This is a genomic window from Pseudomonas subflava (genome assembly GCF_023823685.1).
Taxonomy (GTDB): domain Bacteria; phylum Pseudomonadota; class Gammaproteobacteria; order Pseudomonadales; family Pseudomonadaceae; genus Aquipseudomonas; species Aquipseudomonas subflava.
The window spans coordinates 131688-150675 of sequence record NZ_JAMXBF010000013.1 but is presented as its reverse complement, the minus strand read 5'-3'; the positions used below and the strand labels follow the sequence as shown (position 1 = coordinate 150675).

22 protein-coding genes are annotated in these 18988 nt (G+C 68.6%); 10 read left to right on the top strand and 12 right to left on the bottom strand.

Annotated elements, in window-relative coordinates:
• The first annotated feature begins 20 nt into the window (after positions 1–20).
• Genes NF616_RS17870 through NF616_RS17855 form a run of 4 tightly spaced genes read left to right on the top strand, consistent with a single transcriptional unit; the run spans position 21 to position 3905 of the window.
• Positions 21–947 carry a fatty acid desaturase family protein gene (locus NF616_RS17870; RefSeq protein WP_252274806.1) on the top strand — a complete coding sequence of 309 codons (927 nt, stop codon included), beginning with the start codon at positions 21–23 and terminating at the stop codon, positions 945–947.
• Between the two features lie 18 nt (positions 948–965).
• Complete coding sequence (locus tag NF616_RS17865; RefSeq protein ID WP_252274805.1) at positions 966–1808, top strand: metal-dependent hydrolase; 843 nt, start codon at positions 966–968, stop codon at positions 1806–1808.
• On the top strand, positions 1805–2839 hold the full coding sequence (locus NF616_RS17860; protein ID WP_252274797.1) for a DUF2156 domain-containing protein: 1035 nt from the start codon (positions 1805–1807) through the stop codon (positions 2837–2839). Before NF616_RS17865 ends, NF616_RS17860 begins: the two co-directional genes overlap by 4 nt.
• Positions 2840–2870: 31 nt before the next feature.
• Positions 2871–3905, top strand: a complete 1035-nt coding sequence (locus NF616_RS17855; RefSeq protein ID WP_252274795.1) for a fatty acid desaturase family protein — start codon at positions 2871–2873, stop codon at positions 3903–3905.
• A gap of 25 nt (positions 3906–3930) precedes the next feature.
• On the opposite strand, the gene NF616_RS17850 is transcribed toward NF616_RS17855, so the two are convergent.
• Positions 3931–4641 carry a hypothetical protein gene (locus NF616_RS17850; RefSeq protein ID WP_252274792.1) on the bottom strand — a complete coding sequence of 237 codons (711 nt, stop codon included), beginning with the start codon at positions 4639–4641 and terminating at the stop codon, positions 3931–3933.
• Positions 4642–4775: 134 nt separating this feature from the next.
• Between NF616_RS17850 and amn the strand changes: the two genes are divergently transcribed.
• Positions 4776–6242, top strand: a complete 1467-nt coding sequence (amn, locus tag NF616_RS17845; protein WP_252275073.1) for an AMP nucleosidase — start codon at positions 4776–4778, stop codon at positions 6240–6242.
• 167 nt (positions 6243–6409) lie between these two features.
• Here the strand turns inward: amn and NF616_RS17840 are convergent, their stop codons facing one another.
• Entirely contained in the window at positions 6410–6889 is a 480-nt protein-coding gene (locus NF616_RS17840; RefSeq protein ID WP_252274790.1) for a GNAT family N-acetyltransferase, read from the bottom strand.
• A complete protein-coding gene (gene ahr, locus NF616_RS17835) occupies positions 6886–7911 on the bottom strand; it encodes an NADPH-dependent aldehyde reductase Ahr (protein WP_252274789.1) in 1026 nt (341 codons plus the stop codon). The genes NF616_RS17840 and ahr overlap by 4 nt, the downstream gene beginning before the upstream one ends.
• Positions 7912–8098: 187 nt before the next feature.
• On the opposite strand from ahr, the gene NF616_RS17830 reads away from it, so the two are divergent.
• Positions 8099–8665: a pseudouridine synthase gene (locus NF616_RS17830; protein WP_252275071.1), complete on the top strand. Its 567-nt coding sequence runs from the start codon at positions 8099–8101 to the stop codon at positions 8663–8665.
• A gap of 105 nt (positions 8666–8770) precedes the next feature.
• On the opposite strand, the gene NF616_RS17825 is transcribed toward NF616_RS17830, so the two are convergent.
• Positions 8771–8989 carry a DUF2788 domain-containing protein gene (locus NF616_RS17825; RefSeq protein ID WP_252274786.1) on the bottom strand — a complete coding sequence of 73 codons (219 nt, stop codon included), beginning with the start codon at positions 8987–8989 and terminating at the stop codon, positions 8771–8773.
• Between the two features lie 94 nt (positions 8990–9083).
• Positions 9084–9563: an Lrp/AsnC family transcriptional regulator gene (locus NF616_RS17820; RefSeq protein WP_252274784.1), complete on the bottom strand. Its 480-nt coding sequence runs from the start codon at positions 9561–9563 to the stop codon at positions 9084–9086.
• A 319-nt stretch (positions 9564–9882) separates the two neighbouring features.
• Between NF616_RS17820 and NF616_RS17815 the strand changes: the two genes are divergently transcribed.
• Positions 9883–10644 (top strand): GDSL-type esterase/lipase family protein, encoded by a 762-nt coding sequence (locus tag NF616_RS17815; protein ID WP_252275070.1) that lies wholly within the window; start codon positions 9883–9885, stop codon positions 10642–10644.
• Here the strand turns inward: NF616_RS17815 and NF616_RS17810 are convergent.
• Positions 10570–10989, bottom strand: a complete 420-nt coding sequence (locus NF616_RS17810) for an MAPEG family protein (protein ID WP_252274782.1) — start codon at positions 10987–10989, stop codon at positions 10570–10572. The two genes, NF616_RS17815 and NF616_RS17810, sit on opposite strands and share 75 nt — an antisense overlap.
• Positions 10990–11237: 248 nt before the next feature.
• Between NF616_RS17810 and azu the strand changes: the two genes are divergently transcribed.
• Complete coding sequence (gene azu, locus NF616_RS17805; protein WP_252274780.1) at positions 11238–11687, top strand: azurin; 450 nt, start codon at positions 11238–11240, stop codon at positions 11685–11687.
• Between the two features lie 33 nt (positions 11688–11720).
• Here the strand turns inward: azu and NF616_RS17800 are convergent, their stop codons facing one another.
• The 3 genes from NF616_RS17800 to NF616_RS17790 are packed head-to-tail and all read right to left on the bottom strand — an operon-like array spanning position 11721 to position 13515.
• Positions 11721–12596 carry a cation diffusion facilitator family transporter gene (locus NF616_RS17800; RefSeq protein ID WP_252274778.1) on the bottom strand — a complete coding sequence of 292 codons (876 nt, stop codon included), beginning with the start codon at positions 12594–12596 and terminating at the stop codon, positions 11721–11723.
• Positions 12593–13099, bottom strand: a complete 507-nt coding sequence (locus NF616_RS17795) for a DinB family protein (RefSeq protein ID WP_252274776.1) — start codon at positions 13097–13099, stop codon at positions 12593–12595. Before NF616_RS17795 ends, NF616_RS17800 begins: the two co-directional genes overlap by 4 nt.
• A complete protein-coding gene (locus NF616_RS17790) occupies positions 13099–13515 on the bottom strand; it encodes a polyribonucleotide nucleotidyltransferase (RefSeq protein ID WP_252274773.1) in 417 nt (138 codons plus the stop codon). Before NF616_RS17790 ends, NF616_RS17795 begins: the two co-directional genes overlap by 1 nt.
• 124 nt (positions 13516–13639) lie before the next feature.
• Here NF616_RS17790 and hrpB point away from each other — a divergent pair, with 124 nt between their 5' ends.
• Positions 13640–16159 carry an ATP-dependent helicase HrpB gene (gene hrpB / locus NF616_RS17785; RefSeq protein WP_252274771.1) on the top strand — a complete coding sequence of 840 codons (2520 nt, stop codon included), beginning with the start codon at positions 13640–13642 and terminating at the stop codon, positions 16157–16159.
• Positions 16160–16248: 89 nt separating this feature from the next.
• Here the strand turns inward: hrpB and NF616_RS17780 are convergent, their stop codons facing one another.
• Both NF616_RS17780 and NF616_RS17775 read right to left on the bottom strand, forming a co-directional pair.
• Entirely contained in the window at positions 16249–16584 is a 336-nt protein-coding gene (locus NF616_RS17780; RefSeq protein ID WP_252274770.1) for a hypothetical protein, read from the bottom strand.
• Positions 16585–16773: 189 nt separating this feature from the next.
• Positions 16774–17508, bottom strand: coding sequence for a type 2 periplasmic-binding domain-containing protein (locus NF616_RS17775; protein WP_252274768.1), 735 nt, complete (start codon positions 17506–17508; stop codon positions 16774–16776).
• Between the two features lie 250 nt (positions 17509–17758).
• Between NF616_RS17775 and NF616_RS17770 the strand changes: the two genes are divergently transcribed.
• Entirely contained in the window at positions 17759–18490 is a 732-nt protein-coding gene (locus NF616_RS17770; protein ID WP_252274767.1) for a substrate-binding periplasmic protein, read from the top strand.
• 57 nt (positions 18491–18547) lie between these two features.
• Here NF616_RS17770 and NF616_RS17765 read toward each other — a convergent pair whose 3' ends face one another.
• Entirely contained in the window at positions 18548–18982 is a 435-nt protein-coding gene (locus NF616_RS17765; protein ID WP_252274765.1) for a VOC family protein, read from the bottom strand.
• Positions 18983–18988: the final 6 nt, after the last annotated feature.

The window sequence follows — 18988 nt, the reverse complement described above, 5'->3', positions numbered from 1 at the left end:
CAACCGAGAGGAGGCCTGAGATGACGATGACGGACCCGCAGCGACAGCTGTTCCGGGAATCTCCCGCGGTAGGAGGGGAGCGGCCTGGTGCGACGAGCCGGCTGCGCCTGCAGGGTGGCCGGTTGTTCCGCCACTCGGCGATGGACGGGGTGCTGGTGCTGCTGACTCTGCTCAACTGCGCGGCGATCGTCGCTACCGCCCACTTCTTCTCCGCGCTGGGGCCCTGGGCCCTGGCCGGCCTGGGCCTGTTCTTCGTGCTGATGATCTGCACCAACTATCAGTGCATCGCCCACAACTTCATCCACAACCCGTTCTTCCGCGCCGAACCGCTGAATCGGCTGTTCTCGGTGCTCAACTCGCTGGCCCTGGGCATGCCGCAGACGCTCTACCGTGTCCACCACCTCAACCATCACCAGTTCAACAACGACTATCGCGGCGAGGATGGCGAGACCGGGGACTTCTCTTCGCTGTACCGCTATTCGAGCAGGGACCGCGTGCCGGAAAGCCTCTGGCGCTACTCGCTGCTCGGCCCACTGCGTACCGACTTCGGCCGGCTCCATGCCATGGCCAGGCAGAAGAAGCTGGCTTGGCTGGTCTGGTGCGAATCCGCAGCGCTGCTGCTCTTCTACGCCGGCCTGGCCTGGCTGGATTGGCGCTTCTTCCTGTTCTACTTCGTGCCGGTGTCCTTCCTCGGCCAGGCGGCGGCCCTGGCGGAAAACTACCTGGAGCATTACGGCGCCACGCCCGGCGACCGCAGGACCGACTCGGTGAGCTGCTACGGCCGCCTCTACAACCTGCTGTGGTTCAACAACGGCTATCACCAGGAGCATCACTACCGGCCCTTCGTGCACTGGCGGCTGGTGCCGCGCCTGCGCGCGGAGATGCTGCCGGAGCGCCAGCGGCGAGTCGTTCGCGGCAGCCACCTCAGCAACCTGTTCAACCACTGAAACGCCCGGGGGATTCTCATGACCAGCGACGTTGCCGACAGCCCCGCCCGAATCCGCGCCCGGCGTTTCGAGGTGGACTACGGTGCCAGCCCGCCGTCCCGGCACTGGGCCGGCGAGCCGTTTCTGACCCACTGGCTGAACGCCTACACCATCACCATTCCGGACGGCGAAAACTTCATCGTGCAGACCATTCGGAAATTCATCGACCAGCTGCAGAGCCCGGAGGTCAGCCGCGATGCGCTGGGGCTGATCGGTCAGGAGATTTCCCACGCCCGCGGCCACAACCAGTTCCTCGCCGCCCTGCGCGCCCAGGGGTTCAGGCTCGATACCTACCTGGGCTTCACCCGCTTCATTTCGTTCAAGATCCTCCAGCCCACCGCCACACCGTTGCAGCAGCTGGCATTCGTGGTGGGCATCGAGCGGGTCAACGAGCTGTTCGCCGAGATCACCCTGGGCAGCGGCAAGCTGGCCGGCGTGGAGCCGCCCGTGCGGGCGCTCTACGAGTGGCATTTCGCCGAGGAGATCGAGCACAAGTCGGTGGCCTTCGACGTCTACCAGGCGGTGTCCGGCAACCGCTTCTGGCTTGGCTATGGGGTGATCTTTTGCTACCTGGTGAACATGGCGTATCTGTTCCTGGGGTGTGCCACCTTCCTGCGCCAGGATCGCCAGCTGTTCAAGTGGCGCACCTGGAAAGCGGCGTTCAGCTACTTCTTCGTCGAGGAGAAATTCCTGCCACGCATGACGCGCGGCTGCTTCCAGGCGATCCGGCGGGGATTCCATCCGTCACACAGCGACAACCGACAGCTGGCCGAGCACGTGCTGCGCCGCCGGGTGATCGATGCGCAGGTCGGTCAGCCATGAGTGCCGTGCTCGCGCCCCCAGGCCTGCCGACCCTGGCCGACCGTCATGACGCGCTGCTGACGCCGTATCTTCGCCAGCACGGGCGTGGCTGCATGGCCTATTCGACGCTGCAGCCGGGGCTGCAGTACTTCGTTCACGAGCGGCTCGGCTACCTGGCCTACCTGGTGCTGCGCCACCCGCTGCTCGCGCCGGGAGGGCTGCACGTGGTGCTCGGCGATCCCATCGCCGCGGTTGCCGACTACGAAGCCCTGCTCGAGGCCTACCTGCACCGACCCGGCGCGGCTGCCACGGTGTTTCTGGAGATCGGCGAGGACTTCGCCGCCCTGCTGAGCCGACGCGGATTCCCGGTGAACCAGATGGGTGTCGAGTGGGAGATCGATCTGGCCGGCTTCGACAGCGAGCTGCGCGGCCCCGCCTACGGCCACCTGCGGCGCTGGCGCAACAAGGCTCGCAAGGAGGGCGTGGAGGTCGTCGAGGGGCGCATCTCCCAGCTCGATAGCGACGAGTTGATGGCGCTGAACCGAGACTGGCTCGCGCGCAAGGGCGGGCACGAGTTCATCGGCCTCAACCGGCCGCTGACGCTCACGGACGAAGACGACGTGCGCTATTTCTGGGCCACTCGCGAGGGGCGGCTGCTGAGCCTGGCGATCTTCGATCCGATGTACCGCGGCGGGGAAGTCATCGGCTATCTGCACAATCTGTCGCGCATCGTCGGCGACGCCCCCCACGGCACCAACGACCTGATCGTGCTGGAGGCGCTCCGGCGTTTCCAGGCCGAGGGGCGCGAGCTGCTGTCCCTGGGGCTATCGCCATTCGCCCAGCTGGATGACGGCCGCTACCCGCACAAGCCGTACCTGAGCAGCCTGTTCCGCTTCATGTTTCGTCATTGCCCCTTCATCTACCCGTTCGAGGGCAACTTCTTCCACAAGGACAAATACCGCGGCCGGCAGATCAAGGTCTATCTCGCATCCATTCCCGATCTGAACCTGTACCGCGTGCTCGGCGTGTTCAAGGCGCTGCAGGTGTTCTGAGTCCATCACGACAGCCGCGGAGGAGCAGGCCATGGCCGCGATCTTCACCCAGCATCCCGAGCTGCGCGGGCAACTGCTCGCCCTGCGAGAAAAATACGCGCAGCCCCGCCCCTGGCGATCCACCTGGCAAGTGCTGGTCACCCTCGTGCCACATTTCGCGCTGAACGGGTTGATCTACTGGAGCTGGGGCGGTCCGCTGTGGATCACCCTGGCACTGCTGGTCGTCAACAGCCTGTTTCTCAATCGCCTGGTGGTGGTGTTCCACGATCTGTTGCATGGCTCCATGTACCGCTCGCGTGGCCTCGGCAACCTGCTCGGCCGGCTGATCAGTCCGTTAATCTTCATGCCGGCGGCGCACTGGCAGTACGAACACAACTTCCATCATGCGAGCGCCAACGACCTCAGCCGCCGCGGGTACGGTGACATGCCGCTGCTGACCGTGCGCGAGTACCAGGCGCTCGGGCCCTGGGCCAGGTTCCGCTATCGGGTGTTGCGCCATCCGCTGTTCCTGTTCGGTCCCCATGCGCTCTACAAGCTGATGATCTTCCCGCGCACGGTCGCCAACCCGGCATGGCCGCGGCGGGTCAAGCGCTCTGTCCATCTGACCAACCTGACGCTGGTGGTGATCGGGCTGGCGCTCTGGGCGTTCGGCCTGGAGCGGCTGATCTGGATCCAGCTGCTGAGCTACGCCATCAGTACGCCAACCACCGTGCTGCTGTTCTACATCAACCACCATTTCGAAGAGGCGCACTGGTCGCCGGCGGAGCAATGGGACTTCTTCGGAGCGGCCCTGAAGGGCACCTCGGTGCTGGTCTACCCGCCGGTGATGCGCTGGTTCGCCTGTGGCATCGGCCTGCATTGCATGCACCATCTGGTACCGCGGATACCCAACTACAACCTGGAGGCCTGCTGGAAGGAGAACGCCCTGTTCGCCGATGCCGCGGTGATCCCGCTGTTCTGGAAGGGCCTGGCCACCACGCGCCTGCGACTGTGGGACGAGCAGGCCGGGCGCTATGTCGGTAGCGAGGGCTATCGTCTGGCGCAGCGCCAGGCCGCGACGACCTGAGCGCAGGTCGGAGGCTTGCCGCGGCTCAGCGCCGCTGCCAGATCATCCTGCCGGTGTTGCTCTCGGTGACCAGGTAAGGCGTGTCGAAGCGGTAGCGTGCCGCCGGCTGGAAGTCTGCCGCGCCCTGCAGTTGCACCAGCAGCAGGCCATGGTCGCTGCGCCAGTGGCCGCGGTACTGCAGCTCGCCGGGGCGGTCATAACTCCATTCGCTGCCGCCGGCCACGCTGCGCCGCCATTGCTCGATGCTGCCGTCGGCGCGGATGCGCAGGGTGGTGACGGTAGTCAGCGAGGCGAATTCCAGCCCTTCGCTGTTGGTCATCTGCTCGTACACCCAGGTGCCGACCAGCGCCGGGTCCTGGTTCGGGTCGACCGGCGCCGGGGGCGGCGCCACGCGCTGGAACAGTGTCTCGCGCAACAGGGTTTCGCCGCTGTGCGGGTCGCGGGCGGCCAGGCTGGCGGCGAGCATGTCGTTGGCGTAGTTGGCGCTCAGGTTGGCCAGCACCTGGCCGGACGCGGGCTCGCTGATCTGCGCCAGCAGGGTTTGGCCATCGAGCCTGCCGCTGAGCGTGAAGCGGCGCTGGCCCTCGCGGTATTCCCCTTCCACCCGCTCGCCCTGACTGCGCAGCACCAGCTCCACGGGACGCTGGTCGAGGGTCGCCTGGTAGCGGCCGTCCAGCTCGGCCGCCGGCAGCGGCGAGGCGGTGATCAGCAGGCAGATGATCGGCAGGGCGCGCATGACGGCTCTCCTCTTGAACCCTATTGCTAGCCTAGATCGCCCGGGCGGGTCTTGCCGTGGCGGCTGGCGGGGATCGCGCCGATAGGCGCAAGATAGGGCCACCGCTACAGCCAGGAAGCCACTCCGTGACCGCCATGCCCGCCCCCGATTTCGTCATCGCCGCCACCGCCGAGGAAGCGGTCGACCGGCTCGCCGACCTGCACCGCCAGGCCACCGAGGCCCTCAGCGTGGCGCTCAAGCGCTACCTCAAGGAAGGCACCCAGCCGAGCGAGGCCGAGCGCGCACTGTTCCGCTACCCGGAGATGCGCCTGACCTACCACTGCCAGGGCGAGGTGCCGAGCAGCGTGCGGGCCTATGCCAAGGTCCAGGTGCCGGGTGTCTATCGCGCCACCGTGACCCAGCCGGAGGCTTTCCGCGGCTATCTGCTGGATCAGCTGCGGCCGCTGATGGAGGACTTCTCGGTCACCGTCGAGGTAGGCCTCAGCCAGCAGAACATCCCCTATCCCTATGTGGTGGACCAGGGCGACGAGCTGTCCGGCTCCGGGGTGACCGCCGCCCAGCTGGCGCGGGTATTCCCCAGCACCGACCTGTCCGCCGCCACCGACTCGGTCGCCGACGGCCTGTATGGCTGGGGCGACAGCGCCGACCTGCCGCTGGCGCTGTTCGACGCGGCGCGCACCGACTTCTCGCTCAAGCGCATCCAGCACTACACCGGCAGCGACTGGCGCCACGTGCAGCCGTGGATCCTGCTGACCAACTACCACCGCTACGTCGACCAGTTCATCCGCCACGGCCTGGAACAGCTGCGCAGCGATCCGCGCTTCGTACGCATGGTGCTGCCGGGCAACGTCATCATCGAGCGCGACGCCAGTGAGGAGGCCGCCCAGGCGGTGGCCGATGCGGTGGTCTGGCACCGCTACCAGATGCCGGCCTACCACCTGATCGCCAATGACGGCCACGGCATCACCCTGGTCAACATCGGCGTCGGCCCGTCCAACGCCAAGAACATCACCGACCACCTGGCCGTGCTGCGTCCGCACTGCTGGCTGATGATCGGCCACTGCGGCGGCCTGCGGCAGTCGCAGACCATCGGCGACTACGTGCTGGCCCACGCCTACATGCGCCGCGACGGCATCCTCGACCGGGTGCTGCCGCCGAACATTCCGATTCCGGCCCTGGCCGAAGTGCAGCAGGCCCTGCAGGAGGCGGCAGCGACCATCACTGGCGACCAGGGCGAGGCGCTGAAGAAGCGCCTGCGCACCGGCACCGTGCTGACCTACGACGACCGCAACTGGGAGCTGCACTGGGCCCACGAGCGGCCGCTGATCAACCTGTCGCGCGCGGTGGCGGTGGACATGGAGAGCGGCACCATCGCCGCCCAGGGTTATCGCCTGCGGGTGCCGTACGGCACCCTGCTGTGCGTGTCGGACAAGCCGCTGCACAGCGAGATCAAGCTGCCCGGCTCGGCCACCGGCTTCTACCAGCGCGCGGTGAACCAGCATCTGGCGATCGGCATCGCCGCGCTGGATCTGCTGCGCTGCCAGCTGGACTCGCTGCATTCGCGCAAGCTGCGCAGCTTCGACGAACCGCCGTTCCGCTGAGGTGAAGAGTAAGGCGCATGCCTCGCGCCGTCAGTGGTGCGCACGGCGCACCCTACGGCCGCTCGTTCGCTACGCCGACCAGATGCGCGCAAGCGCAGCACCGTAGGGTGCGCCATGCGCACCAGGCGGACGTGAAAGGCGTTTCGACAGGCCGAGCCCACTACGTTTTAAGCGCTCTCGCGCAGGCGCAGATGCAGCAACGGGAAGGGCCGGTCCGCGCCGTCCAGGGGCGAGCGGCCGATCTGTTCGAAGCCCTGGCTGAGGTAGAAGGCCACCGCGCCGGGGTTCTGCTCGTTGACGTCGACCAGGCGCACGCCGTGCCGCTCGATGGCGTCGTGCAGCAGCGCCTTGCCAAAGCCGCGGCCGTGGGCGGCGGGGTCGACGAAGAGCATCTCCAGGCGATCCTCGGCGGTACCGGAGAAGCCCTGCACGCGGCCTTCGGCATCGCGCAGGCAGGTCAGGCGCACCAGGTCGAAATACTGCTCGCCGATCATCCGCCGGTAGAACTGGATGTCCTCCTCGGCCAGGAAGTGGTGGGTGGCGCGCACGGCCGCCTCCCACACCTCCAGCAGGCGCGGGCGGTCGGTACGGTCGACCGCGCCCAGGTGCCAGGTCGGGTTGCGGCGCCAGTGGAACAGTTCGCTCATTGACTGGCGTCCAGCACCACGCGGTAACGCGCCTTGCCGGCACGCAGGTGGTCCAGCGCGGCGTTCACCTGGCTCATGGGGAACTGCTCGACCTGCGGCAGGATCTGGTGGCGCGCGCAGAACTCGAGCATGGTCGCCATGGTTTTCGGCGAGCCCACCGGCGAGCCGGACAGGCTCTTCTGCTGCGGGATCAGGCTGAACACGTGGGTGGGGATGGCGCTCGGCACGATGCCGACGAAGTGCAGGCGACCCTTGCCGCGCAGGGTGGCGAGCATGGCGTTCCAGTCCAGGTCGGCGCTGGCGGTGACCAGCAGGAAGTCGAGGGTGCCGGCGATGCCCTTGAGCGCCGCGCTGTCGGTGGAGGCCACCACCTTGTGCGCGCCCAGGCGCTTGGCCTCGTCCTGCTTGCTCAGCGAGGAGGTGAACGCGGTGACTTCGCAGCCCCAGGCATTGAGGAAGCGCAGGGCCAGGTGGCCGAGGCCGCCGATGCCGACCACGCCGACGCGGTCGGTAGGCTTGATGTCGAACTCCAGCAGCGGCGAAAACACCGTCGAGCCGGCACAGAACAGCGGGCCTACCAGCGCCGGGTCGAGGCCCTCCGGCAGTGCCACGGCCCAGGCCCAGTGCGAGCGCAGGCGATCGGCGAAGCCACCGTGGCTGCCGACGATGGTCGGTTTCACGGTGCGGCAGAGGTTGTGCGAGCCTTCCATGCACGAGCCGCAGTGCATGCAGCTGCCCTTGTACCAGCCAATGCCCACGCGTTGGCCGAGCTTGAGACCGCGCACCTGATCCCCGACACGGACGATGGTACCGACCACCTCATGGCCGGGGATGAAGGGGTAGCGTGCGTTGCCCCATTCGTTGTCGATCATCGACTGGTCGGAGTGGCAGATGCCGCAGTATTCCACCGCCACCTCGACTTCTTCGGCGCCCAGCGGGCCGGGATCGTAGCTGTGGCGCTCGAGGGCCGCGCCCGGTGCTGTGGCGGCCCAGCCGGTGAAAGTGGCGAGTTCGTTGCTCATGGTGCGTCCTCTGCGGTCGATGCGATGGCAGCAGCTTAGCCGGATGCGCGCCGCAGCGGCACATCATCAACGCGCCTGATGATGCTCGGTTACACTGCGCGCTTTCTGTTCTCCCGGAATCCGCATGCCGCGTCCGCCCCGTCCCTCCGCCCCGCGTCGCCCCGGCGCGCCTGCCGCTGCGCGCCGGGTGGCCAAGGCGCCGCCCGCCGAGCCGCGGCTGATCATGCTGAACAAGCCGTTCGACGTGCTCACCCAGTTCAACGACGAGCAGGGCCGCGCCACCCTCAAGGACTTCGTCGCCGTGCCCGGCGTCTACCCCGCCGGGCGCCTGGACCGCGACAGCGAGGGCCTGCTGCTGCTGACCAATGACGGCCGCCTGCAGGCGCGCATCGCCGACCCCAGGCACAAGCTGGCCAAGACCTACTGGGTACAAGTGGAAGGCGAGCCGAGTGAGGAGCAGCTGGCGCAGCTGCGCAACGGCGTGCAGCTCAACGACGGCCCGACCCTGCCGGCCGAGGCGCGGCGCCTGGAAGAGCCACAGTTGTGGGAACGCAATCCGCCGGTGCGTTACCGCAAGAGCGTGCCGACCGCCTGGCTGGAGCTGGTGATCCGCGAGGGGCGCAACCGCCAGGTGCGGCGCATGACCGCCGCAGTCGGCCTGCCCACGCTCAGGCTGGTGCGGGTGCGTATCGGTCCGTGGAGCCTGGACGGGCTGCAGCCGGGGGAGTGGAAGGATCTGCCGCCGCGGTTGTAGGGCAGAGGAGCGACGCTGTCATTGCGGCCGCTTCCACTCCGGGCTATGCAATAAATCAGAAGGGCTATCTCGACCTAGGCCGCTGCTGCGAGGCTCGACGCGGCGTCAGCCGTGAATGCCGCGTGTCACTTCGATGATGTAGGTGATCAGCGGCTTGGCCAGGAAGGCGAACAGGCACAGGCCCAGGCCGAGGAACAGGATGGCGGTGCCGAGGCGGCCGGCCTTGGACTTCTTCGCCAGGTCCCAGATGATGAAGAACATGAACACCATCAGTCCGCCGACCAGGACGTACATCATCAGGGCTTCGAACTGTTCGGTTTCCATGGCGACCTCGCGACTTGTGACTGGATGACGGCGGGCCGGCGATTATACGCGTGCCCGTCCGCCGTGCAGTAGACGCCCGCTCGCCCTGCGACGTTCAGCCGCGCAGGTGTTCCAGCGGCAGCTCGGTGCTGGACAGCACCTGGTTGAGCACGAAGCTGGAACGCACGCTGGTGACGCCCTCGATGCGGGTCAGCTGGCCGAGCAGGAATTTCTGATAGTGGTCCATGTCCGGCACCACCACCTTGAGCTGGTAGTCGGCGTCCATCCCGGTCACCAGGCTGCATTCCAGCACCTCCGGGCACTGGCGGATCACCGCCTGGAAATGCTCGAAGCGCTCAGGGGTGTGGCGGTCCATGCCGATCAGCACGAAGGCGGTCAGCGACAGACCGAGCTTCTTGCGGTCCAGCAGCGCCACTTGGCGGGCGATGTAGCCGTCGTCCTCGAGCTGCTTGACCCGCCGTGAGCAGGGCGAGGGCGACAGGCCGATGCGTTCGGCCAGCTCCTGATTGGAGATGCGCGCATCGCGCTGCAATTCGGCGAGGATGCGCAGGTCGTAACGGTCCAGTTTGTTCATTGTTCGGCTTCTTCGTTCGAGGATTGCGCCGATCAATCTATCAGTGAAGAAAAATTGCGCAAGTCATGTTGCGGTGAGCAATATTCGCAATCTCTGGGCACGGTTGGCTCGCTAAGCTTTCCCTCAGTTTCAAGGCCCGGACGTTGTTGTCCACCCGCGCCGCCCAATCAGGCGCCGCGGTGCCGGCGGTCCCACCGGATCGTGCAGGCTCCCGGGTCCGCACTGCCCAACCAGGCGGGCGAGGAAAGAAGCGGTGACACGATCGCGCGCGACGGACAAGAAAAAGGGGAGGCCTGGAGCCTCCCCTTTTTCTTTGCGCGTGCGGCAAGATCGGCACCTGACCTCGACCACCGATCTTCGCCGCCGTGCGGGCCTGCTGCTATGGGCCTTTCTCTTGCTGTTCGCCTGCTGGAAGGCGTTGGATCTGGGGCGCCCGGCCGAACCGCCGAGCCGCGAGCAGCGCGTGGCGAGGGATTTCGCCTCCCTTCGCGCATCCGACGGGCGCGCGGCGCTGGTCATGCTGGGCGACTCCATCACCGCCGGCCGCCAGTGGAGCGCCGCGCCGGGCTGCCGACCGCCGCTGAACCTGGCGGTGTCCGGCGCCACCACGGCCGATCTGCTGCGCCATCTCGATCTGGTGGAGCGCGCCGGCGCCGCGCAGGCGCTGCTGATGATCGGCATCAACGACCTGCGCCATGGCGTGCCGCTGGATGAGCTGCTGGCCAATTACCGCGTGATTCTCGGCGATCTGCAGCGCGGCGGCGTCACCCCGGTGCTGCAGTCGACCCTGCGGGTAACACCGATGCATCGCGATCATCAGGCCATCAACCGGCAGGTGGACGCGCTGAACGGGCAGCTGCGCGCCTGGGCGCGCGAGCAGGGCTGGCGCTTCGTCGAGGTGCAGGCGGTGGTCGGGCCGCGCGGCTACCGCGGCGACGGTCTGCACCTCAACGTTGCGGGATACGCGGCCTGGCAGCGGCTGATCGATCCGCTGCTGTGTTCCGGCTCAGACCAACCCGGACAGGCGCAGCAGCCACCAGGCGAGGATGAGCATCTGCACCAGCAGGCCGGCGAAGCGTAGCCAGACCAGCAGCGGGCCGGTGCCGACCATGTGCACCAGCGACTGGAAGATGCGCGCGCCGAGCAGTACGGGCGCCAGCGGGTCGGTAATCGCGGTCTGCCCGGCGTGCAGGGCGTAGAGCAGCACCGCGGCCTGCAGCGGCAGATTCTCCAGGCTGTTGGCGTGGGCGCGCACCAGGCGCTGGCCGAACGCGCCGGGCGTGTTGCTGCCGTCGGGGGCGAAGGCGTTGACCCGCATGCGTCCGCTCAGCACCAGCAAGCCACGCTGGTTGATGAGCAGGAACAGCAACAGCAGGGTCCAGGCGACCAGGCCGAGCAGGGCCAGGGCGGTGGGGGACAGGTTCATGGCGGCTCCTTGTTGTTATGAGGCGCGCCAGTCTAGGGCTTCTAGAGTGATTGCTCTAGATGCGCTGCGCGCTTTTGTCGCGGCGTCTGGAAAAGGCGCCTGGTTGATCGGCAAAGCCGCGTGAATGCTGGGCTGCAGCAGGGTTCATGGCTCGCCGGTCGGGCTGTGACCGGTTGCCGCAACCCATGGGAAGCGCGGCGCGGCGGTGGCAGTCTGCAGTCACTAACTGCCCCGTAAGGAGAGAGTCGATGTTGCGTAAACTCGTGGTCGCTTCGCTAATCGGTCTGGCCAGCGCGCCGGTGTTCGCTGCGGAATGCGCGGTGGAGGTCAAGTCCACCGACCAGATGACGTTCGAGACCAAGTCGATCGATGTCAGCAAGAGCTGCAAGACCTTCACCGTGACCCTCAAGCACACCGGTACCATGCCCAAGACGGCCATGGGCCACAACTGGGTGCTGAGCAAGACCGCCGACGCCCAGCCCGTGGCCACCGACGGCATCGCCGCAGGCCTGGACAACGACTACATAAAGCCCGGCGATACCCGCGTCATCGCCCACACCAAGATCATCGGCGGCGGCGAAACCGCCACCACCAGCTTCGATGTCGCCAAGCTGGAAGCCGGCACGCCCTACGAGTTCTTCTGCTCCTTCCCCGGCCACATCGGCCTGATGAAGGGCGAGCTCAAGCTGGTCGATTGATCCCCACCGGCCCGGCGCTCGCCGGGCCATTCTTCACGCCGGTCTGGGATCGGCGTGTACCAGCACCTCGGCCCGCGGATACTCGCCGCGGATCGCCCGCTCCACCGCCACGCACCGTTCATGCGCCTCGCGCAGCGACAGCTCGCCGGGCAACTCCAGATGCAGCTGCACGAACCAGCGGGTGCCGGAGATGCGCGTGCGCAGGTCGTGGGCGCCGAGCACGCCGGGCACGGCGCAGGCCAGCGCGTGCATGCGCTCACTGACATCCGGCGCCAGCTCTTCGTCCATCAGCACCGCCACCGCCTCGCGCACGATGCTCACCGCGCTCCACAGGATGTAGAGGGCGATGCCCAGGCCGAACACCGCGTCCTGGCGTTGCCAGCCGAAGGTCGCCAGCACCAGGGCGAGCAGGATGCTGGCATTGAGCAGCAGGTCGGAGCGGTAGTGCAGCGAGTCGGCGCGTACCGCGGTGGAGCCGGTGAGCCGCACCACGTGGCGCTGGAACAGCAGCAAGGCGAGGGTCGCGGCCAGCGACAGCAGCATCACCGCGATGCCCAGTGCCTGGGCGCCGAGCGGTTCGGGATGGCGCAGCCGCTCCAGCGCCTGCAAGCCCACCAGCACCGCGCTGGCGCCGACGAACAGCGCCTGGCCCAGCCCGGCCAGCGCCTCGGCCTTGCCGTGACCGTAGCGGTGGTCCTCGTCGGCCGGGCGCAGCGCGTAATGCACGGCGATCAGATTGAGCAGCGAGGCGGCACCATCGAGCAGCGAGTCGGTGAGGCCGGCGAGCAGGCTGACCGAGCCGCTCAGCCACCAGGCCACGGCCTTGGCGGTCGCCAGCAGCAGCGCGGTGACCAGCGCCGCGGCCGTGGCCCGGCGCAGCAGGCGGGCGTGATGGGGCGCCACGGTCATGGCAGTTCGGGCAGGGCGTAGAGGTAGTCGAGTACCGGCGCCGGACGGCCGAGGGCGGTCAGCGCCGCGGTGATCTGGCCGCGGTGGTGGGTGCCGTGGTTGACCAGGTGGGTGACGATGTCGAGCAGGGTTCGCGTGTGCGGTTCGCCGGCCATGTTGCGGTAGTCGATGGGGGCCAGCAGCTCGGCCTCGTCGAGACCGTCGAGACGCTCGTGCCAGGCCGCTATGCCGATGGCGAAAAAGGCGTCGAAGCCGGCCCGCTCGCTCACCGCCTCGTCATCCAGGCGGGTGTAGGTGCTGGGCTCACCACAGACCCGCGCCAGCCAGATGCGATCGACCACCGCCAGGTGGTTGAGGCTGCCGTGGATGCTGCCGAAGAACAGCCCGCACGGCGCGCGGTACTGCTCTTCGGTCAGGCTCGCCAGCTCGCCGAGCAGCCGGTCGTAGGCCCAGCCGTGGTAGGCGATCAGGCGCTGCAGGTGAGTGGCGAGGGTCGGGATCATCAGGCTTCCGTGCGCAGGCCGTAGGCCGCCAGTTGCTCGATGTTGCCACTGTGCTGGATCAGGCGCGGGTCGTCCAGCGGCAGGTCGCGGCCCAGCTCGCGGTAGAGGATGGCCTTGAGCTTGAGCGGGTCGACGCGGCCGTCGTCGCCGATGGCATCGCGCAGTTTCTCCGGCGCCACCGAGTACTGGTCGTTGGGCAGGTAGATGGCGCCGGTGGCGAAGTCGACGCCGAAGGCGATCAGCCCGGGGATCACGTAGAACAGGATGCCGATGGCATCGAGGCCGACCACCAGCGGGTCGACCTTGCCCTCGATCTGCCCGCGGCGATCGGGGAAGAACAGCGTGCCGCAGGCGGCCAGTTGGGTCAGCAGGGTCGCGGCGAGAACGCCGCCGATGACGCGGGAATGCATGCGCATGGGCACCTCCTGGAAATGGTGCGGCACTATATCAAGGCCGTCATTGCAGTTGGATGCCCGGCCGGCGTTGCGGTTCGACCGGGTTGCCGCAGCGCCTATAATCGCCGGCTGTTTCGGAGAGCCCATGAACCGCCTGCCCATCGACGACGTACTGCCCGCCCTGCGCGCCGCCCTGGCCGAGCGCCACGAGACCGTGCTGGAGGCGCCCCCCGGCGCCGGCAAGACTACCCGCGTGCCGCTGGCCCTGCTGCACGAGCCCTGGCTGGCCGGGCAGTCCATTCTGATGCTGGAGCCGCGTCGCCTGGCCGCTCGCGCCGCGGCCGAGCGCCTGGCCAGCGAGCTGGGTGAGAAGGTTGGCGAGACCGTGGGCTACCGCATCCGCCTCGACAGCAAGGTCGGCCCGAAGACCCGTATCGAGGTGGTCACCGAGGGCATCCTCGCCCGCCGCCTGCAGGACGATCCGGCGCTGGAGGGCGTCGGCCTGGTCATCTTCGACGAATTCCATGAGCGCAGCCTCGATGCGGATCTGGCCCTGGCACTGACCCTCAACGGTCGCGCGCTGCTGCGCGACGAGCCGCCGCTGAAGGTGCTGCTGATGTCCGCGACCCTGGAGGGCGAGCGCCTGTCCGCGCTGCTCGACGGCGCGCCGGTGGTCTCCAGCGAGGGCCGCATGCACCCGGTGGAGATGCGCTGGGGCGCGCCCTGGCAGCCGGGCGAGCGCATCGAGCCGCGGGTGGTGCAGACGGTGCTGCAGGCCCTGGCCGACGAGCCGGGCAGCCTGCTGGTGTTCCTGCCCGGCAAGGCGGAGATCCGCCGGGTGGCCGAGCAGCTGGAGCAAAGCCTCGGCGGCCGCCCGGACATCCTGCTCTGCCCGCTGCATGGCGAGCTGGAACTGAGCGCCCAGCGTGCGGCCATCGAACCGGCGCCGTCGGGGCGGCGCAAGGTGGTGCTGGCCACCAATATCGCCGAGACCAGCCTGACCATCGACGGCGTGCGCGTGGTGGTGGATGCCGGCCTTGCGCGGGTGCCGCGCTTCGACCCGGCCAGCGGCATGACCCGCCTGGACACCCAGCGCATCTCCCGCGCCTCGGCCACCCAGCGCGCCGGCCGTGCCGGGCGCCTGGAGCCGGGCGTGTGCTATCGGCTGTGGTCGCAGACCCAGCACGAGCAGCTGGCCGCCTACGGCGCCGCGGAGATCCTGGCGGCCGACCTCGCCGGCCTGGCCCTGCAACTGGCGCGCTGGGGCGTCGCGCCGGACGAGCTGGCCTTCCTCGACGCGCCGCCGGCCGCCGCCTTCACCCAGGGCCGCGACCTGCTGACACGCCTAGGCGCGCTCGACCCGCGCGGCGTACTGAACAGCCACGGCCAGGCCATGGCCGAGCTGCCGGCGCATCCGCGCATCGCCCACCTGCTGCTGCGCGGCCAGTCCCTGGGCCTCGGCGCGCTGGCGGCGGACCTGGCGGCGCTGCTCGGCGAACGCGACATCCTGCGTGGCGGTGGCGCCGACCTGCACAGCCGCATGGCGCTGCTGGCCGGCGAGTCGCGCGCCGCTGGCGGTTCGCGTGGCTGCGTGCAGCGCGCCCGCCAGCTGGCCCGGCAGTTCCGCGGCTATCTGCGCGGCAAGGCCGATGAGGCCGTGGCCGACCCCGAGCATCCGCGCTGGCTCGGCGCTCTGCTGGCCTTCGCCTATCCCGATCGGGTCGCCCGCCAGCGCGGCAAGGGCGGCGGCGACTACCGCCTGGCCAATGGCCGCGCCGCGCTGTTCGGCGAGCCGGATGCGCTGATGAAGCACGAGTGGCTGGTGATCGCCGACCTCGGCAGTCGCCAGGGCCAGCGCGACGAGCGCATCTATCTGGCCGCCGACCTCGATCCGGCCCTGTTCGACTCGGTGCTCGCCGAGCAGGTGAGCGTGCGGGAGGAGCTGGAGTGGGACGAGCGCGAGGGTGTGCTGCGTGCCGAGCGCCAGCGCCGGGTCGGCGAGCTGGTGCTGAGCCGAGAGGCGCTCACCGGCCTGGACGAGGCCGCGCGAGGCCGCGCGTTGCTCGGCCTGGTGCGGCGCAAGGGCCTGGAGCTGCTGCCCTGGACGCCCGAGCTGCGCCAGTGGCAGGCGCGGGTGGCGCTGCTGCGCGGACTGGATCTGGCGCAGAAGGGCGAGAGCGAATGGCCGGACCTGAGCGACGCCGCGCTGCTGGCGACGCTGGAAGACTGGCTGCTGCCTTTCTTGAGCAAGGTCAACCGCCTCAGCCACTTCGCCAATCTCGACCTGCCGGGCATCCTCGCCGGCCAGCTGCCCTGGCCGCTGCCGCAGCGCCTGGACGAGCTGGCGCCGAAGCACCTGCAGGTGCCGTCCGGCTCGCGCATCGCCATCGATTATTCCGAGTCGCCGCCGGTACTGGCGGTGCGTCTGCAGGAGCTGTTCGGCCTGGCCGCCACGCCGCGTATCGCCGGCGGTCGGCAGGGCGTGCTGCTGCACCTGCTGTCGCCGGCGCGGCGCCCGGTGCAGGTGACCCAGGACCTGGCCAGCTTCTGGGCCAACACCTACGCCGAGGTGAAGAAGGACCTGAAGGGCCGCTACCCCAAGCACTATTGGCCCGATGATCCGTGGGTGGCCGAGCCCACCGCTCGGGCCAAGCCGCGGAAGTAGCCGCGGTTGCCTCAGCCCGCCCGGTTAGGCGCGACCCCGGCGGCTGCGTAGCAGCTCGCGCGGCGCGGCGCGCGAGCTCAGGCATAGGTCTATTGGGCGAATGGCGGCAGCTGGCTGCCCTTGGCGCCCTTCGGCTGGCAGATGGCGTGAGGGCTCATCATGCCGAACGAGCCGATGGTCATCATGCCGCCGCTGGCCCCGCTGGGGACGGTGCAGTTGTAGTCGCCGGAGGCCGTGCTGGCGACGTAGTAGGTCTGCATGGAATCGCTGCGCACGTTGGAGATGCTCGTCACCGACTCGCCCAGGTTGGTTTCGGAGAGCGTCCTGAGGCGGTCTTCGGTGGGCTTGACGGTGCTGCAGGCGACGACGCCCAGGAGCAGGCCGCCCAGCAGGGCGGTGCGGAGGAGGGGGTAAGCGAAATGCATGGTGCGTTCCTTCTTGGCAGTTGAGTTTTTCCAGCGCGCGCGAAGGCGCGGCGCGGTAGATGCCTGGCGCATGTCGATCTGTGTTGGAGGCGTGGCAACCATATCGACGCGAGTGGCGGGCGTCGATTAGCACAGTGTGCTAATGCCAATCTGCAATCGGGGCGGAATGACGTCGCCGTCGCGACGACATTAGTCCAGCCGCAGTTCCTCTCCGGCCGCCCGGAGCTCCTCGTAGGCGCGGTCGAGGTCGTCCAGCAGCTGCTGGCCGCCTTGCGCATGGCGCGAGGCGATCAGGCGCAGCTGCATGCGCTGCAGCACGGTGAACGGCAGCGGCGACAGGCCGAGCTCCTTGCGCACCTGCTCCACCGGCGCCTGGTAGTCGAGCAGGTAGTCGCCGCGCCTGCGCAGCAGCATCTCCAGCGCCGAGGCATGGGTGCTGGTGCGGTGCAGGCCGATCTGCAGGGCCGGGTCGTTCAGCAGGTCATTGACCGGCTTCCAGTAGCTGTAGCCGCTGATGACGATCACCCCGCGCCCCATCAGCCCCTCGGGAATCCGCGGCGGAGGGGTGTCGGTGCGGTGGTAGAGGGCCAGGGCGAACTCGCCCATGGCATGGCGCGCCTCGTAGGTGTGGCCGGCCAGCTCGGTCTTGCCGCCGGCACCGGGCCACAGCTGCACGCTGCCGTCGCGCAGCGCCGCGTACAGGCGCGCGCCGGGCAGCGAGCGGTATTCGCCGCGGTAGCCGGCATGGCGCAGAAGACGTTCGGTCAGGACCAGGATGGAGCCGCGCGGTTGGCCGTCGGCGCCGGTCCAGGAATAGGGCGGGAATTCGTAGTAACCGACGCTGACGGTCGGCTCGGCGTTCTGGGCGAGGGCGCCGGCACAGCAGAGCCATGCCAGCAGGGCAGGAATAAGGGTTCGGCGCATCGGCTACCGCGCGGCTCATGGCCGTCTTGTTGTTCGTTCTGACCCGAGCATGGCGGCAGGCGCCGGCTTTGTCCAGCACGTGAAAGCGCGCTCGCGGAGCCCGCCGTCACGCCCTGCGCACGCGGCCAAGCGCAGCGGCAACCGCCTGGGTTACCATGCGGCGCAGCACTGGGAGAACCTATGTATCGCCAGCCATTCGCCTTGCCATTCGAGTGCGCCATGCGCTCGCGCCAGCCGGTTCATTGAGACCATGCTGCGCGCGCTCGTCCTCCTGTTGTTCAGCGGCTGTGCCTGGGCGCAGCAGGCTGGCGAGCCGCTGCGCGTGGTCACCGACGACTGGCCGCCGTTCCGCATGCAGGGCGCCGGCGGCAAGCTCGAGGGACTGGACATCGACCTGCTCGACGAGCTGCAGCGCCGCACCGGGCTGCGCTTCGAGGTGCACCGGCGGCCCTGGGCGCGAGCGCTGGAGGAAATGCGCCTCGGCCAGGCGGACCTGATGACCGGCCTGGCGCGCACCGCCGAGCGCGAGCGCTACATCGATTACCTCGAACCCAGCTACCACGCCTGCGCCCCACGCCTGTACGGGGCGCCGACCCTCGCGCCGCAGATCCGCGACTACGCCCAGCTGAGCGGCCTGCGCATCGGCTATGTGCTGAGGTCGGCGTACTTCGAACCCTTCGATTCCGATGCCTCCCTGCTCAAGGTCGGCGTGAAGAGCGAGCGTCAGCTGCTGCGCATGCAGCTGCGCGGGCGCCTCGAACTGATGATCGGCACCGACTGCCAAGTGGACTTCCAGCTACGCGATCCGCTGCTGGCGCGGCAACTGGTCAAGCTGGCCTACCAGCCGCCGGCGCGGACCGATCTCTATGTCGGCCTGTCCCGCGCCAATGCCCGGGCCGGAGAGCGCGAACTGCTGTCCCGCACGTTGCGGCAGCTCATTCGGGAAGGCTGGATGGAGCGGGCTGCCGGGCGCTATCGCTGAGGGCGTCGTGCGGGCTGGCTTGCTGCCCTTCGGGCGAGCACGCCTCGCGTCTTCGGGTCAGTGACTGTGCGGCTCGACATAGAGTTCGTAGACCAGCTCCATGTCCCAGTACGCCGCCTCGATCTTGTGCCCGTCCAGGTCGCGCACGAAGCAGCCGTAGTAGGGCTCGCCATAGTGCGGGCGCGGGCCGGGTGGGCCGTCTGGGCTGGCACCGGCCTTCAACGCCGCGTCGTAGAAAGCGTGCACGGCCTGCTTGTCCGGCGCGACGAAGCCGAAGTGGGTGCCGTTGCCGACGTTCGCCGGCTGGCCATCAATCGGCGCCTGCACCCAGAACTCCGGATACTCGCGACCCCAGGCCACGGCGCCGGGATGTTCGAGAATACGCTTGCAGCCGAGAGTGGCCAGGACCTGGTCGTAGAAGGCCACGGCCTGGTCGAACTGGTTGGTGCCGATGGACACGTGGGACAGGATGCTGGGGTTGGCGTCGGACATGGCGAT

What these genes read in the sequence shown, in the direction of transcription:
- NF616_RS17770 (WP_252274767.1), top strand. Translation starts at nt 17,759, where the DNA reads ATGCTGCGCGCGCTCGTCCTCCTGTTGTTCAGCGGCTGTGCCTGGGCG.
- NF616_RS17870 (WP_252274806.1), top strand. Translation starts at nt 21, where the DNA reads ATGACGATGACGGACCCGCAGCGACAGCTGTTCCGGGAATCTCCCGCG.
- NF616_RS17860 (WP_252274797.1), top strand. Translation starts at nt 1,805, where the DNA reads ATGAGTGCCGTGCTCGCGCCCCCAGGCCTGCCGACCCTGGCCGACCGT.
- NF616_RS17780 (WP_252274770.1), bottom strand. Translation starts at nt 16,584, where the DNA reads ATGCATTTCGCTTACCCCCTCCTCCGCACCGCCCTGCTGGGCGGCCTG.
- NF616_RS17840 (WP_252274790.1), bottom strand. Translation starts at nt 6,889, where the DNA reads ATGAGCGAACTGTTCCACTGGCGCCGCAACCCGACCTGGCACCTGGGC.
- NF616_RS17765 (WP_252274765.1), bottom strand. Translation starts at nt 18,982, where the DNA reads ATGTCCGACGCCAACCCCAGCATCCTGTCCCACGTGTCCATCGGCACC.
- NF616_RS17795 (WP_252274776.1), bottom strand. Translation starts at nt 13,099, where the DNA reads ATGATCCCGACCCTCGCCACTCACCTGCAGCGCCTGATCGCCTACCAC.
- NF616_RS17850 (WP_252274792.1), bottom strand. Translation starts at nt 4,641, where the DNA reads ATGCGCGCCCTGCCGATCATCTGCCTGCTGATCACCGCCTCGCCGCTG.
- NF616_RS17855 (WP_252274795.1), top strand. Translation starts at nt 2,871, where the DNA reads ATGGCCGCGATCTTCACCCAGCATCCCGAGCTGCGCGGGCAACTGCTC.
- azu (WP_252274780.1), top strand. Translation starts at nt 11,238, where the DNA reads ATGTTGCGTAAACTCGTGGTCGCTTCGCTAATCGGTCTGGCCAGCGCG.
- amn (WP_252275073.1), top strand. Translation starts at nt 4,776, where the DNA reads ATGCCCGCCCCCGATTTCGTCATCGCCGCCACCGCCGAGGAAGCGGTC.
- NF616_RS17790 (WP_252274773.1), bottom strand. Translation starts at nt 13,515, where the DNA reads ATGCGCATGCATTCCCGCGTCATCGGCGGCGTTCTCGCCGCGACCCTG.
- hrpB (WP_252274771.1), top strand. Translation starts at nt 13,640, where the DNA reads ATGAACCGCCTGCCCATCGACGACGTACTGCCCGCCCTGCGCGCCGCC.
- NF616_RS17810 (WP_252274782.1), bottom strand. Translation starts at nt 10,989, where the DNA reads ATGAACCTGTCCCCCACCGCCCTGGCCCTGCTCGGCCTGGTCGCCTGG.
- ahr (WP_252274789.1), bottom strand. Translation starts at nt 7,911, where the DNA reads ATGAGCAACGAACTCGCCACTTTCACCGGCTGGGCCGCCACAGCACCG.
- NF616_RS17775 (WP_252274768.1), bottom strand. Translation starts at nt 17,508, where the DNA reads ATGCGCCGAACCCTTATTCCTGCCCTGCTGGCATGGCTCTGCTGTGCC.
- NF616_RS17825 (WP_252274786.1), bottom strand. Translation starts at nt 8,989, where the DNA reads ATGGAAACCGAACAGTTCGAAGCCCTGATGATGTACGTCCTGGTCGGC.
- NF616_RS17800 (WP_252274778.1), bottom strand. Translation starts at nt 12,596, where the DNA reads ATGACCGTGGCGCCCCATCACGCCCGCCTGCTGCGCCGGGCCACGGCC.
- NF616_RS17820 (WP_252274784.1), bottom strand. Translation starts at nt 9,563, where the DNA reads ATGAACAAACTGGACCGTTACGACCTGCGCATCCTCGCCGAATTGCAG.
- NF616_RS17865 (WP_252274805.1), top strand. Translation starts at nt 966, where the DNA reads ATGACCAGCGACGTTGCCGACAGCCCCGCCCGAATCCGCGCCCGGCGT.